This is a genomic window from Calothrix sp. 336/3 (genome assembly GCF_000734895.2).
In the GTDB taxonomy this organism is placed as follows: domain Bacteria; phylum Cyanobacteriota; class Cyanobacteriia; order Cyanobacteriales; family Nostocaceae; genus 336-3.
Window position 1 is genome coordinate 4,213,749 of record NZ_CP011382.1, and the last position, 14,909, is coordinate 4,228,657.

At 42.3% G+C, this 14,909-nt stretch carries 13 protein-coding genes; 7 read left to right on the forward strand and 6 right to left on the reverse strand.

Translation table 11 applies throughout. The features are described from left to right. Positions 1–122 precede the first annotated feature (122 nt). From ribD to IJ00_RS17595, 4 genes are all read right to left on the reverse strand, one after another. Positions 123–1,202 carry a bifunctional diaminohydroxyphosphoribosylaminopyrimidine deaminase/5-amino-6-(5-phosphoribosylamino)uracil reductase RibD gene (ribD, locus tag IJ00_RS17580; protein WP_371259650.1) on the reverse strand — a complete coding sequence of 360 codons (1,080 nt, stop codon included), beginning with the start codon at positions 1,200–1,202 and terminating at the stop codon, positions 123–125. Positions 1,203–1,636: 434 nt separating this feature from the next. Then, positions 1,637–2,353: a rod shape-determining protein MreD gene (gene mreD / locus IJ00_RS17585; RefSeq protein WP_371259609.1), complete on the reverse strand. Its 717-nt coding sequence runs from the start codon at positions 2,351–2,353 to the stop codon at positions 1,637–1,639. A 110-nt stretch (positions 2,354–2,463) separates the two neighbouring features. Then, positions 2,464–3,288, reverse strand: a complete 825-nt coding sequence (gene mreC, locus IJ00_RS17590; protein ID WP_035155028.1) for a rod shape-determining protein MreC — start codon at positions 3,286–3,288, stop codon at positions 2,464–2,466. 81 nt (positions 3,289–3,369) lie between these two features. Continuing rightward, positions 3,370–4,377, reverse strand: coding sequence for a rod shape-determining protein (locus IJ00_RS17595; protein WP_035159226.1), 1,008 nt, complete (start codon positions 4,375–4,377; stop codon positions 3,370–3,372). Between the two features lie 368 nt (positions 4,378–4,745). On the opposite strand from IJ00_RS17595, the gene IJ00_RS17600 reads away from it, so the two are divergent. Beyond that, positions 4,746–5,111: a single-stranded DNA-binding protein gene (locus IJ00_RS17600; protein WP_035155031.1), complete on the forward strand. Its 366-nt coding sequence runs from the start codon at positions 4,746–4,748 to the stop codon at positions 5,109–5,111. Positions 5,112–5,141: 30 nt separating this feature from the next. Here the strand turns inward: IJ00_RS17600 and IJ00_RS17605 are convergent, their stop codons facing one another. Then, positions 5,142–5,888, reverse strand: coding sequence for an SIMPL domain-containing protein (locus IJ00_RS17605; RefSeq protein WP_035155034.1), 747 nt, complete (start codon positions 5,886–5,888; stop codon positions 5,142–5,144). A 349-nt stretch (positions 5,889–6,237) separates the two neighbouring features. Between IJ00_RS17605 and IJ00_RS17610 the strand changes: the two genes are divergently transcribed. From IJ00_RS17610 to murI, 6 genes are all read left to right on the forward strand, one after another. After that, on the forward strand, positions 6,238–6,666 hold the full coding sequence (locus IJ00_RS17610; protein ID WP_035159227.1) for an EVE domain-containing protein: 429 nt from the start codon (positions 6,238–6,240) through the stop codon (positions 6,664–6,666). A 105-nt stretch (positions 6,667–6,771) separates the two neighbouring features. Beyond that, complete coding sequence (locus tag IJ00_RS17615) at positions 6,772–8,124, forward strand: cation:proton antiporter (RefSeq protein WP_046814844.1); 1,353 nt, start codon at positions 6,772–6,774, stop codon at positions 8,122–8,124. A gap of 656 nt (positions 8,125–8,780) precedes the next feature. Further along, positions 8,781–10,673, forward strand: coding sequence for an N-acetylmuramoyl-L-alanine amidase (locus IJ00_RS17620; RefSeq protein WP_035155037.1), 1,893 nt, complete (start codon positions 8,781–8,783; stop codon positions 10,671–10,673). A 319-nt stretch (positions 10,674–10,992) separates the two neighbouring features. Then, entirely contained in the window at positions 10,993–11,265 is a 273-nt protein-coding gene (locus tag IJ00_RS29140; RefSeq protein WP_035155040.1) for a hypothetical protein, read from the forward strand. A gap of 107 nt (positions 11,266–11,372) precedes the next feature. Beyond that, positions 11,373–13,286 carry an N-acetylmuramoyl-L-alanine amidase gene (locus IJ00_RS17630; protein ID WP_035155043.1) on the forward strand — a complete coding sequence of 638 codons (1,914 nt, stop codon included), beginning with the start codon at positions 11,373–11,375 and terminating at the stop codon, positions 13,284–13,286. Positions 13,287–13,422: 136 nt separating this feature from the next. After that, a complete protein-coding gene (gene murI / locus IJ00_RS17635; protein WP_035155045.1) occupies positions 13,423–14,307 on the forward strand; it encodes a glutamate racemase in 885 nt (294 codons plus the stop codon). 264 nt (positions 14,308–14,571) lie between these two features. Here the strand turns inward: murI and IJ00_RS17640 are convergent, their stop codons facing one another. After that, entirely contained in the window at positions 14,572–14,769 is a 198-nt protein-coding gene (locus tag IJ00_RS17640; protein WP_035155047.1) for a hypothetical protein, read from the reverse strand. Positions 14,770–14,909: the final 140 nt, after the last annotated feature.

Genomic DNA, 14,909 nt, shown 5'->3' on the forward strand with positions numbered 1-14,909 from the left:
TAATTCGTAATTAAGAAAGTCTTATCTAGTCAGACTTTCAGGGTTTGTATCTGTTTCACTATTTTCGTGAAATGGTGTAAAGGGTAATATTCACAACAAATAATACCCTTTGCCTTCCTCTTTTAATCTTTTGCACTTCCCCCTTCCCCGATATACCCCTCAATTAAGCAATCAGAACCCACCAGACTCATCTCTACCCGTTCCAAGGATAAAGCTTCTGTCATTGTTGTGAAACCCAAGTCCCCAACAGGAGTCGGTGCAGTTGTTCCACCAATAATTTTGGGAGCAATAAACGCCAGGATTTTTTGAACTGTTCCATCGGCGATCGCGCTTGCGGCTAAACTTCCACCACATTCCCACAAGACATTACAAAAACCGCGATTATACATATCTGCCATCACATCACCTGGTGTTAAGCTTGGCAGTTCAACCACCTCAACCCCTTTTGTTCGCAGTTTCTCTTGTACCTCAGGATTCATACCAGTTTCTGTAAACACAACGGTTGCAGCTTCTTGTGTTTCCCAGAGATAGGCATTTTCCGGTAAATCTAAGGTGCGACTCATCACTACCCGTAAGGGATTGTGCGCTCCCTGCTGGTGACTAGTCAAGTGGGGATTATCTCTCCTGACAGTATTTCCACCCACAATCACCGCATCACATCCTATGCGTAATTGATGTACAAAACTACGGGCATTTTGATTTGTCACCCAAGCACTGTGACCTGTTGTCGTGGCAATCTTACCATCTAAAGTCATCGCATATTTCAAAATTCCCAAAGGTCGTTTGTAAACAATACGTTGCACAAACCCCTCATTTAATTTCTGACAAGCAGCTTCTTCCACACCTACAACCACTTCTATACCAGCAGAGCGTAAACGAGCGATACCGCCACCACCAACTAGAGGGTTAGGATCAACCATTCCTACCACCACCCTTGCCACCCCAGCCGCGATTAAGGCTTCCGAACAGGGAGGAGTCCGTCCGTAATGATTACAAGGCTCTAAGCTCACGTAAACCGTCGCTCCTTGAGATTCTGCCCCCGCCGCCCTCAAGGCAAAAACTTCCGCGTGGGGTTCCCCAGCTTTGGGGTGAAAACCTTCGCCGACAATTTTGCCATCCTTAACAATCACCGCACCTACTAAAGGATTAGGTGAAGTTCTACCTAAAGCACGACGAGCAAGTTCTAAGCAACGTAACATCATACGTGAGTCAAAATCTTGCCCCTGAGTGCTGAAAGCATGGCTATCTAACAAATTAGTTTCCTGAATTTGGTTAATTGCAGAAATATTCCTGGCTATCAGTATAGGTGAGTTTTCCATAATCAATATTCAATATTCATGAGTAAACTTTCCTCCCCCTCTTTGCTTACCAAGCTTTTTCTCAATTTACCTTAACCAGCAGAAGACTCACACCATAATCTTTGATTTGCGGTTTTTCCCTGTTCAGATGAAAGAATGTTAAAACCTGCACAAAAATTTAGGAGTGAAATTCATCTAGGATTTCTCCTGACGAGTCTCACTCCTAACTCCTAACACCACACTCCGCGTTGATAAAAGCAAGAAACTATATCATGTTCGTATTCGTACCTATCATATCCCTGTAGGTGACCTGTAGACCATGAACAGTCGCAAACAATTTATGATGACTGTTCTGCCATTTTTAACCTTTGCCACCAAAGATTCAAAGGATAATAGACTACAGGTGCCCAGAGACTGCTCACGATCGCCGAAGCTAGGGCAACTTTTTGATAGTAAAGCCAGATGTCAGCAACATTGCGATCGCCAGCTAAACTCAATTGTGCGGCAAAAGTGGTTTCGACTAGTAGGGCAATACCAAATACAATCAAGGCGATAGAGATAAAATCTTCTTGAATAAATCTTTGTTTTTGTAGTAGAGCTGTCAGCGCTCCAGCCATTCCTAAGCTCACTGCATGGGTAGGATCAGGTGATGTCATCGCATCTTGAAGTAAACCCAAAACCACACCAGCTAGTAAACCTTGCCACATAGAGCGTTTTACACTCCAAGCAACTACCCAAATCAGTAACCAATTTGGTCCAATTCCCAATAATTCCATCCCTGGAAAACGAGTCAGGGAAAGAAATAAACATAAACAGACTGAAGCAATAACTATACCCCAATTAGTTATCTGACGGAAACTGGGATTCCAACTATTCAGGGGATTAATTAAAGGGGAAGATTTTTTTTTCGATTTTTTCGATTTGGATGATGCTGCATAAGCACCCGTTTTACCTTCGGAACGCGGCATAAATAGTGATGCTCCGAAGAAGCCGCCATTAGGCGATCGCGTTTTTCCTTGCTTATGCTTACCACCCCAAAATGAAGGAAATTTCATCTGACTTTATACTATTAAAAATATGGAGAATAAATGATGGGGAATCGGATTTCATCAGTAAACACCGTAACCAATCCCCAATCTCAATTATGCAGTCCAACAATCCTGAGTTAATTTGATTTTTCTATCTTTGATTGTTCTGCTGGCTTCTGTTGCGATTCCTGAGCTTCTGAATCCACACTGACTGGTTTAGGATAAACACTCACCCAGTCTAGGGAACGAATTGCGGGAAATAAATCCACCTTCGCGATAGAAGTTGGTACTTTTTTCAAATCCAAAGATTTTATCCTACCCACAGCTAATCCGGAGGGAAATCTTTGACTATAGTTAGAAGTTGCAACAAAGTCTCCCACTTTCACATTGGGAACCTTTTCACTAAACTCTAAAATTGCCTCTGAGGAAGAATCACCTCGAAGAATACCCTTAGCCCCAGTGCGACTAACATTGACACCAACTCGACTCTGAAGGTCACTGATTAGTAATACACGACTGGTATTGGGAGTTACACTTTTTACTAAACCGACTAATCCCCCTTCCCCTTTGACAATGTAACCTTCTTGAATGCCATCATTAGTACCACGATTCAAGGTTACTTGCTGCCACCAGTTATCACCACTACGACCAACAACTCGTGCTGGAATAGGGCGAGATGCCAACGGTTCTTTGTCAACGTACTTTAATAATTCTTTAAGTTTCTGATTTTGGGCAGCTAACTCCGTAATCCGGGTTTCTAACTCTAATATCCGAGCATTACGAATACTTTCTTCCGGAGCTGGTCCGGTTTGAAAAACTTGCAATTGACGACCAATACCTTGGTAGATTTCCAAAAGCACTGTTCCTTGGGTTTGACGCACCGCCCAAGCACCACCAATTGCCAAAGCTACGATTCCAATCTGTACCCCTTTATGCTCCCACCAGCGACGCGCAGTAAACATGATATAACCTTCTCTAGCCGTAATAACACCAGAGATATTGGATCCTGAAGTCGAACCCAATATCGTACAAAATTTTCCTGACTAAATGTTGCGAGAGCGTCCACTGAATACTCTCTCTAGTTGTTTGAAATTTTCTAACACACGACCTGTGCCTAAGACAACACAACTTAGGGGATCAGCTGCGATATGGGTGACAATTCCCGTTTCGTGACTGATCAGGGTATCAACCCCTTTGAGTAAAGCACCGCCCCCAGCCAGCATGATACCTCTATCAATAATATCTGCGGCTAACTCTGGAGGAGTACGTTCTAAGGTCCGCTTCACTGCTTCAATAATTACAGATAGAGGTTCTGCCATGCTTTCACGGATTTCCGGACCTTTAATGGTGACGGTACGAGGAAGTCCAGATAACAAATGCAAACCTCGCACTTCCATCATTGCGTCTTCATCTTCCAAAATGGGATAGGCAGAACCAATGCGAATTTTGATATCTTCCGCAGTTCGTTCCCCAATGACCAAGTTGTGAACCTTTTTCATGTATTGCATGATCGATTCAGTCAACTCGTCACCTGCAATCCGCACAGACTCGCTTAATACCGTACCTTGCAAACTCAGGACTGCAACTTCCGTTGTTCCACCACCAATGTCAATAATCATATTGCCAGTGGGTTCTGCTACAGGTAAACCCGCACCAATTGCCGCAGCCACAGGTTCGTCAATCAGATACACTTCCCTAGCACCTGCTTGGGTTGCCGCATCCATCACCGCTCGTCTTTCTACCCCTGTAACACCACTGGGAATACCAATGACAATACGAGGTAAAACAAGGGATTTTCCCTCATTCACACGCTGAATAAAGCTCTTGAGCATCAACTCTGCTGTATCGAAGTCAGCAATCACACCATCACGTAATGGACGTAGAGCCACAACATTACCGGGCGTGCGACCAAGCATTTTTTTTGCGTCTTCACCAACTGCCAACGCCACTTTTTCATTTTGGTCAATGGCAACTACTGAAGGTTCTTGCAAAACGATGCCCTTTCCTGATACATAAACAAGGGTGTTAGCTGTACCGAGGTCGATACCCATATCCCTTGATAAAGAAAACTTATTAAATAAACCCACGCCTCTTGTCGCCCCCTATGTCGATACTTTTGACTACTACCGTAAGAGAGAATCGTGGAGGATTCTATTACGTTTTTTGACCTGAGTCTAGTAAAGCAGGATATTTTTTGGATAAGTTTTCAGAATCTTTACTCTGTCTCAGGCATCTACCTTTTTATATTCTCCTGTGAACAGTGTATATCCGTATGCTTTTATCCACCAGGAAGAATAATTTTTATCATTCCTGTCAGTAATTATAATTGTTATTTATTTAACAATGATTTTGTATCATAAGAATTCGCTATGATTAGTCTGAAAGTCAAGAGGTACACCTGTACTGAAAGGAAAAGCCAATGAGCATAAATGTTGTCACTTTGGTTGGTCGTGTTGGTACTGAGCCAGAGATGAAGTATTTCCAAGATAGCGGTAGTGTCAAGTGTAGACTAACCCTAGCAGTGCGACGGAGAACACGCAACAACGATGAGCCGGACTGGTTCGAGTTGGAATTGTGGGGTAGCACGGCAGAAATTGCTGGTAGATACGTGAATAAAGGTAGTTTGATTGGGGTGAAAGGTTCCTTAAAACTGGATAGTTGGAGCGATCGCACTACTGGAGTCAGTCGCTCCAAACCAGTTATTCGCGTCGAGCAGTTGGATTTACTTGGTTCCAAACGAGAAGCAGAAGCAGAAATGATGAATAGCAATCCAGATAATTTTTAGTTAATGGGTTGGGACTCCATAACCTATTCCCTAGTAACTAATCTGTAAGGTGACAGAAGCTTCTACCTGCTGTTCTCCACCGACTACTGGGGTAGAAGCAGCCTCTGCCATCATTTTGGCATTGCTGTAATTGCGGGTGATAGGTGGGGGAGCGCTAGCACCATTGATTTGAATACTGACGACTTCCTTAGCTTTCAAGCCAAGGGTGTCAAATACAACGTTTGCCTGTTGTTGTGCTTCCTGGGTGGCTTTTTTCAGAGCTTGTTTTTGTGCTTGGGCGATCGCCTCATCTGTAGCCACAAAACTAATACTACTGATTTGTGATGCCCCAGATTTCACCGCGTCATCCAAAATATTACCAGCCCTATCTGTCGCTATCCGAAAACTTACGGTATTACTCGCAGCATAACCTGTAATTTTTTGCACATTATTGTTATAGCTATATACAGGATTTAAGCTAATACCCGTAGTTTGCAGTTTCTCTACATTGCGACTCTGAAGTAAAGCTACTACTGCTGACGAGCGTCGTGCGGCTTCCTTCTGCACATCCTGAGCAGTTTTGCCTTGAACCTCCACCCCTAAATTAATTTGTGATAGGCTTGTGGGGATTGCTTCTATTCCTCTACCACTCACTGTCAGAGTGCGAATATTTTTCTCTTGATCCAAAGCTCCTGCGGGCTGGATAAAACTAACGCACATCAGCAAAGCTAAAGGTACAGTTTTCCAAAAATTGCCAGCAGAATTCAACCGAGGGGTAGGTACAGTAACTCCACTCATGAAATTTCACTCCTCATATAAAATAAGCATTTGATAGTTTGCAAGTTTTGCGGTGACGACTGGGTGAAAATTTCCCAATCACACGCTCCTTGTATCTGTCAACAATACAGCTATACCTGAATAGACTTTTTGCACAAGTCGGGAAAAGGGGTGTTTCAATCCCAAACTTTTCAACCCTTGCTATTCCCAATCATTCGCCGACATCTATTGTGTTGCCAGAGGTTTAATGTTTATGCTTGCTGTCTTTTCTACTTTGACACGTCAAAGTACCTAATTACCGGTGGTTACATTTTTGGAAACTTGAAATTTGCAAACAAAATCAGGATTTATGGCAGGAGGGTATTCAGATATGGGTTATTGGTTATTAAAGACAGAACCAGACAATTATGCCTACTCAGATTTAGAGAAAGATAGTATCACAGTCTGGGATGGAGTCAGTAACGCTTTGGCTCTCAAAAATATTCGCTCTATGGTCAAGGGTGATTTGGTGATGATTTACCATACTGGCAAGGAACGTCGCATCATGGGAATTGGGGAAATTATGACTCAACCCTACGCCGATCCATCCCTCAATGATGAGAAACGAGCGGTTGTAGATGTGAAAGCACAACATAGAGTTCCTCAACCCGTGACTTTAGCACAAATTAAAGCTGACAGTGATTTTGCCGATTTTGAGTTACTGCGTTTACCGCGATTATCAGTAGTACCGATGTCAGAATCTCATTGGCAAAAACTGCTGAAATTAGCAAATTATCAATCCCTAGTGAGTGGATATTAAAGTGTGAATCCTAGATAGTAGTGGGATGAATGGGAATTCTAGATTAGGTATCAAAATACCCGCATCTCATGAAGAGCCACTAACAAAATTATAGTTTTGAACACAATGTATCTTTCATCTTCTCTATTAGCAGCAACAACAGAGCCAGTAGAAACCTCTCTTGTCGTCGCATCAGTACTACTGAGTTTAGTTGTAATTTATTTTGCCAGTAAAATTGGGGGTGAAATCTCCAACCGTTTTGGTTTACCCCCAGTTTTAGGTGAGTTGGTTGGTGGTGTCGTCGTTGGTATCTCTGCTTTACATCTACTTGTATTTCCAGAAACAGGAGCAGAAAGTTCTAGTTCCTTGATTATTCGTTTTTTGCAAACTACCACCAGTTTGACTCCAGAAACAGCAGACAGTTTATTTGCCACTCAGTCAGAAGTGATTACCGTGCTGGCAGAATTAGGTGTAATTATCCTGTTATTTGAAATTGGTTTGGAGTCTAATTTAAAAGACTTAATGGCTGTGGGTATTCAAGCTGTGGTGGTAGCTTGTGTGGGGGTTGTGGTACCCTTTGCCGCAGGTACAGCAGGTTTGATGATTTTCTTTGGTATCCCCGCAGTACCAGCAATTTTTGCAGGAGCAGCATTAACAGCAACTAGTATTGGTATTACTTCCAAAGTACTATCAGAGCTAGGACGCTTGAATTCTAGGGAAGGACAGATTATTCTCGGCGCGGCGGTAATTGATGATATTCTCGGCATTATTGTTTTGGCTGTAGTCGCTAGTTTGGCAAAGGAAGGAACTGTGGATGTGAGTCAGGTAATTTACCTGATAATTAGTGCCACAGCTTTTTTGTTAGGAGCGATCGCCCTTGGTAATGTCTTCAATAAAACCTTTGTTTCCGTAGTTGATGTCTTAAAAACACGGGGAGAGTTAGTCATCCCTGCCTTTATCTTTGCCTTTATCATGGCGTATATCGCTGATATTATCCATCTAGAGGCTATCCTAGGGGCATTCGCGGCAGGTTTAGTATTAGAGGAAACTGATAAGCGCAAGGAGCTACAGAAGCAAATTCTACCCATTGCCGATATGTTAGTACCAGTATTTTTTGTCACCGTCGGCGCGAAAACAGATTTAAGCGTTCTCAATCCCGCCATTCCCAGCAACCGAGAAGGTTTAGCCATGGCGATTTTCTTGATTACCGTGGCAATCATTGGCAAAATGGTGACGGGCTTAACTGTGTTTGGTCAGCCCGGTATTAATCGGATGGCGATCGGTGTCGGTATGATTCCTAGAGGTGAAGTCGGATTAGTCTTTCTAGGGATTGGCTCTAGCATTGATATTCTTTCCAAACCTTTGGAAGCTGCAATTATTATGATGGTAATTTTAACTACTTTTCTCGCACCACCTTTACTGAGATTTGTTTTCCCCACACCAGAGTCAGACATTGAGGAGAAAATAGCAGCTTCGTAAAATATAGAGGTGTGAGCAATCATCGCAGCTTAACCTCTTTGTGGTATCGGCAGGAGAAAGCCCAAAGAAATCACTAGAGGAAATTATAGTTCTAATTTTCTATGTTAAATCATCAAAACTGACACGTTTTGGTGATTTAACGTCTTTAATCCTCTTTTGATGCTGACTGTTTCAGAAACTTCAGAAACTGCAAGTTAGTCTTCTATAAATATCTATAAAGGGAGTTCTGGGCAAAACGGCAAAGAGAAATATCGGCTTTGTGTTAGAATTTCACGCTTCTAGAATACTTCTGTTTTTAGTGATTGTTTTGTCTCATAACTAACTGTATTCTATTGAACAGTTTATTTAACTATTGAGACCGAGTTTGATTTCTAATTTCGGCAAAAATTTAAAATTGACCAGTAAATTCATGAAGGAATGAAAAACTAAGGATGAAAAACCTGCAAAGAAAGGGACATTCAAGCAAGCATTCTATTCCACAGGGTTTCAGCTTCGCCTATAAATAGGAGAATAAGGAATCTGACCGCTTTTTGCCTAGCATAAGAAATGATTAGTCGTCAAACTTTTTCCCCTATGGGCTACACTTCATCCTTAAGTACTTGACACTTCATGTTTCAGTTCACCGCTTCCACACATATGACTCAGGAGACAACTCTGTGAAATTACACTGGTTATTATTACCCGGTACTTTGTTAACTATCTCCCTGTCATCATCGCCAGTCCAAGCAGCGCAACTGCAATTTTGGCGGTTTGATGCGAGTCAAAATCGCTTAGAATTTACAACTACAGGGAATGTTCAGCCAAGAGCACAGCTGATTTTTAATCCCACACGTTTAGTAATTGATTTACCAGATACTCGCTTTGGTCGTCCACAAGTTACCCAAACTTTAGGTGGAACTATTCGCTCTTTGCGAGTCGGACAGTTTGAGCAGGAAACAACTAGAATTGTCCTGGAACTTGCCCCTGGTTATACCCTTGACCCTCAACAGGTAAAATTTATTGGGATGACTGGGAGTCGGTGGACGGTACAAATTCCTAGACCAAAACCAGATAGCAATGCCGCATCTCCTCGGAGTGTATATAGTGTAGTCAATAGAGATGGGGAAAATCCTGGAAATTCGATTTCTAGGGTGAGTCCAGAAGCTGTAGTTGCTACTAGGGATGGAGTCACACAAGTAGAAAGTCTGCAAACAACAGGGGATGGCTTTTTTGTGCGTACTAGTGGTACTCGTCAACCAAGTATTCGAGTTAATCGTAGCCGCGATCGCACTACTGTTTTTGTGGATATTTCGGAAGCAGCTTTATCGACTAATTTCCGTCAGCGTGACCAGTATATTAACCGCTACGGTGTAAGTAATATCCAGTTTATTCAATTACAAAACCCTAAACCTACGGTGCGCTTGGTGATGCGGGTGAATCGCAACAGTTCTGATTGGCGAGCATCCACCAGTGGTACTAATGGTTTAGTACTATTACCAGATGGGAATGCTAACAGATTTCCTGGGAATAATTCCAATAATTCCAATAATTCCAACTCGGAAGATAATCGTCCCCTACCACCCATCTCCCGTCGTCCTCCTAGCACTTCTTTGACGACAATTGAATCCGTAGATATTGCAGATAATAATGGACAGTTAGTAATTCGTGGCGATCGCCCCATTTACGCTACAAGTGGTTGGGATAGGGAATCAATGATGTTCCGGATCACCGTATCTAACGCACGTTTGGCTGATTCGGTACGGGGACCCCAACTTAATGCCAATAGTCCCATTTTACGGGTGCGCCTGCGTCAAGAAGACTCCCGAACTGTGGTTATCTTTGTCCAACCTGCTCCAGGGGTAGAAGTCGGTAGACTGAGTTTACCTGGTCGTGATTCCATTTCCCTGGATTTAAACCGCTCTAGTCGCAATAACTCCCCTATCCTTTCCCTACCCCTACCGCGTCCAAATCCCCAACCTCTACCCGGTGACAACCCCAACACACCGATTTCTCGACCCCGTAACAATAATGGACGTTTGGTAGTCTTAATTGACCCCGGTCATGGTGGCAAAGATTCTGGAGCTGTGGGTATTGGTGGTGCTTTGGAAAAAGATGTCATTCTCCCCATCAGCCTACGGGTTGCCCAGATTCTACAGCAGAATGGCATCCAAGTCGTACTTACCCGTAATTCTGACTACTTTGTCACCCTCCCAGGACGGGTAGAAATGGCAGAACGTGTTAACGCTAGTGTTTTTGTCAGTATTCACGCAAATTCTGCCGGAGCAAATCGTCCTGAGGTGAATGGTTTAGAGGTGTATTACTACGATAGTGGCTTAGGTCTTGCCCGTTTGGTTCATAACAGCATCATGCAAAGTGTCAACATTCGCGATCGCGGTGTCCGTCGTGCCCGTTTTTATGTCTTACGTAAAAGTTCTATGCCTTCCATTCTCGTGGAAACTGGCTTTATGACGGGCGCAGAAGATATGGCAAACCTCCGCACTTCCTCTTACCAAAATAAAATGGCTGAGGGTATCGCCAATGGTATTCTCAAATTCCTCAGAGTCAGATAAACGGATAATGACAATTGAGGCTAGTTTTTAATTATTGCGTAAGACTAGTCTCCTAAATCACTGATTATATTAAGTATTCCTACTTGAGCAAAAGAAGAAACCCTAGGAGTTCGCAGATAAAAACATCTCAAGGGGCGCAACTTTTTCTCACTCAGTGCATCTAATTAGTTAGACTGGGATATTTTTATCATTTCCTTGCAAAACAAATTTTATTTGCAGGGAAGGTTGCTATTGGCGTTTTTTACTAAAATATCAATATTTATTTTTATTACTAGCGTTACCGTAAAAATACTGAAAATCAGCACAGTCATAAGTAAGCGTGTTAGAATCTTTCGCCATTGGCTTTATTGTACGACAAGTAACAAAACTATCTCCCATGGGAAGGCAATTTTTAGAAACCTGCCGGGAAATGAGAGCAGGAGTGAGGGTAATACTTGTTGGTTCAGGGAAAAAGAGAAAGGAGAAACACCGTAATAGCCAAGATTTATGGCTCATATCAGACTTGATAAACGTTTTTGGTTGTATGGCTGATCTGAAAAGTACTGTATTTCTCCGCAAGACTCAATTAGCACAAAATACTCTCAACCTATGATGCAAAATTGAAAATCACAAAAACTTTGAATTTTAACTTTTAATTTCTCATTTTGATTTCTATATCCAGGTTGATACCTACTATTAATCCCCATTAGGAGAAAAACTGTGAAACTACACTGGCTGCTCACTGCTACCTGTATAAGTATTGTCCTTTACGCATCACCATCTCAAGCTGCACAACTCCAATCATGGCGCTTTGATCGTAATCTCAATCGCTTAGAAATTAGTACAGTTGGAGATGTTCAACCTCAAGCGCAATTAGTATTCAACCCCACTCGCTTAGTTATCGATTTACCAAATACTCGTTTTGGACGTTCTCAAGTCACAGAAACAGTCGGTGGAGCAATTCGTGCAGTTAGGATTGGGCAATTTGATGAGCAAACAACGAGAGTTGTTGTGGAATTGACTCCTGGATATAATATTGACCCGAAGCAAATTAAGTTTGTGGGAATTACACCTAGTCGTTGGACAATTCAATTACCACCACCGGAAAAAGATGTCGCGGACGAAACCAATATTTACAACATAGTTACAACTAAACCGAATATTTCTAATCCTAATACTTCCAATCCTAATATTTCCAATCCCAATATTTCCAATCCCAGTATTCCTAACAGAAATCCAATTAATCGCCTCACCCCCATCAGTGCAGCTAGTCGCACTACCCAAATAGAATATTTACAAGTGACAGGGGATGGATTTTTCCTGCGGACTAGGGGTATGACTCCCAGAGCGGTGATTAGTCGTACCCTAGATAGGGGAACAATTAATATTGATATTGCCGATGCCAATATTTTGCCCCAACTTCAGAAGGATATGATTATCAGCAAGTATGGGGTAAATCGGGTTCAATTCAGCCAAATTGCGGCTAATCCTCCCACCGTGCGGATGAGTATGCAAGTGAATCGCAATAGTCCAGATTGGCGAGTCAATCCTAGTGCTGCCAGTGGTTTAGTTATTTTACCAACAGCTACGGTGATTCCTTCCCCAGGAAGTAATAATCCCAGTTATCCCAGTCCCATTGCATCTGCCCAAGCGACAATTCAAGCAGTGGAAATCAGTCCTACTGGCAGACAATTAATTATTCGTAGTGATAGAAATCTTCGGGGTAGCGGTGGTTGGGATAGAAGTACGGGTTTGTATCGTATCGTAGTTCCTAACGCCAGACTTGCTCCCGCAGTTCAGGGACCTCAATTAAGCGCTAGTAGTCCCATTTTACGTATACGTTTGCAACAACAGGATTCCCAAACCGTTGTGATTTTGGTACAACCTGCGGCAGGTGTTCAAATTGGAGAGTTAAATCAAATTGGCGATCGCTTTATTGCCCTGAATTTAGAACGTAGTAATCCCAGTCCCCAAATACCTCCCATTTCCTTACCCCTACCACGACCCAATCCCCAACCGGATCCAATTGTCAATCCTAATCCTAACCCTAACCCTAATCCATTACCCCGTCCTCGTGGCAAAATCCTAGTAGTTATTGACCCCGGACATGGTGGAAAGGATTCTGGTGCGCCATCTCCCAACCTGTCAGGGTTCCGTAATATTCTGGAGAAAGATGTAGTACTAGCCATTAGTAAACGAGTTGAATCAGTCTTGGAACGAAACGGAGTACAAGTTCTAATGACTCGAAATTCTGACTTTTTCGTAGAGTTGAAAGACCGAGTGGTGATGTCAGAACGTGCTAGAGCAACTTTGTTTGTGAGTATCCATGCTAACTCTGTAGATTCCCGTCCTGATGTCAATGGTTTGGAAGTTTACTATTACTTCGATAACAGTTATCAATTAGCTGATACAGTACGGCAAACTATTCTAAGTAGGATTGACACATTGAGAAACCGTGGTACAAGAAAAGCGAGATTCTACGTGATCAGAAAAGGTTCTATGCCTTCGATCTTAGTTGAAACAGGTTATATGAGTGGTCGAGAAGATAATCCCCGTCTTGCTAGTCCAGAATATCAGAATCGGATGGCAGACGCGATCGCCGAGGGTATTCTCAAATACTTGGGTAGAAGATAATGGATAATAAACCAACTAATCCCCAACTTGCGATTCCCAATGACGGGGAAACAGGGTGTATGATATCAACTCGGAATTAAGCAATATTTCTCAAAATCCTGTATCTTAAATCAAAAAACCAAAGCGAATTCTGCCTGTGTATTCATCTTCTTTGTTTGAAGGCAATATTTACCAAGAGCAAAACTCCCAACGCGCTCCCATTGGTATCTTTGATAGTGGTGTCGGTGGATTAACTGTATTACGCCAACTCTATCACCAAATTCCTGGTGAATCGATTATTTACTTTGGGGATACTGCAAGACTACCCTACGGTATTCGTTCCCAAGCAGAAATTATTGATTATGTGCGAGATATCCTAACTTGGATGCAACACCAGGGTGTGAAAATGGTGATTATGGCTTGTAATACCAGTTCTGCTCTGGCTCTAGACGCGGTGAGAGCGGAATATGATTTACCTATCCTCGGATTGATTCATCCTGGGGCAAAAGCTGCTACACAGCAGGGTAAACGAATTGGTGTGATTGCAACTCCAGCAACTGCCAAAAGTAACGCTTACAAACAAGCAATTACAGAAATTGATCCTGATGCTCAAGTCTGGCAAGTGGGATGTCCAGAATTTGTACCCTTGATTGAACAAAATCGTATTCACGATCCCTATACCAAAGAAGTTGCCCGCAGCTATTTGGAACCATTGTTACAGGAACATATTGACACTTTAATCTATGGGTGTACCCATTATCCTCACCTAGCTCCAGTACTGCGATCGCTCCTACCGGATTCTGTCAAATTAGTGGATCCAGCAGTTTATGTTACCGCAGCTTGTATTCAAGAACTAGATATGCTCGGTTTGAAAAATACCCATCCACCCCAAGCAACTCGCTTTGCTGTTAGTGGTTGTCCCCAGCAATTTGCCCAAACCTCTGTACAATGGCTAGGTTTTACACCCTCAGTAGAGCAAGTACATTTTTCGGAGGCGATCGCCTCTCACCTCAAAAGCACTATGAAAAGTGATAACACCTAACAGAGCTAATTTCTGGGAAATCAGTTGTCCTGAAGCTAAAATGCGACTCCTAAGTCAAAATACTTAGTTGTAGGGGTAAGGGAAAAATATTACACGCTTATCAAGAGACAGTACTGAAAAATTACCTCTGTTAATCAGTCAGTTTTGCTTCTCTACATAACAGCGGAACATAGTATTCATTTTGTGTCGCTAACTTTTCCTTTACCCCTCAACCTATCCTCCATCCCTACCATACACAGAAATTAGTAGCTTTCCTTAGCATAACTATTGACTATTGACTATTTCAGTCACATTTGCCGTCACTGACATATCTTGAATATGGTTGCTTGAGGAAACAACACTACTATCTTTAGATGTATTTTTATTCTCTGAACGTTTAGCTAACGCTAATAATAGATAGACAGTAAACAAATATCCAGAAGCCAAAATAAAAATCATCATCGGCACCTTCCCATAAAACATCTTTCCCCCAATATTTAGTTAGCTAAACAAGAGAATTTACATAGGTTATTAGTAGAGAAGTCAATCAAATCCTTGATAACTTCCCCATAAGAGATATGCTGACGAAGCATCAAAAATCTTCGCAGCCAAGTATTTTAAAT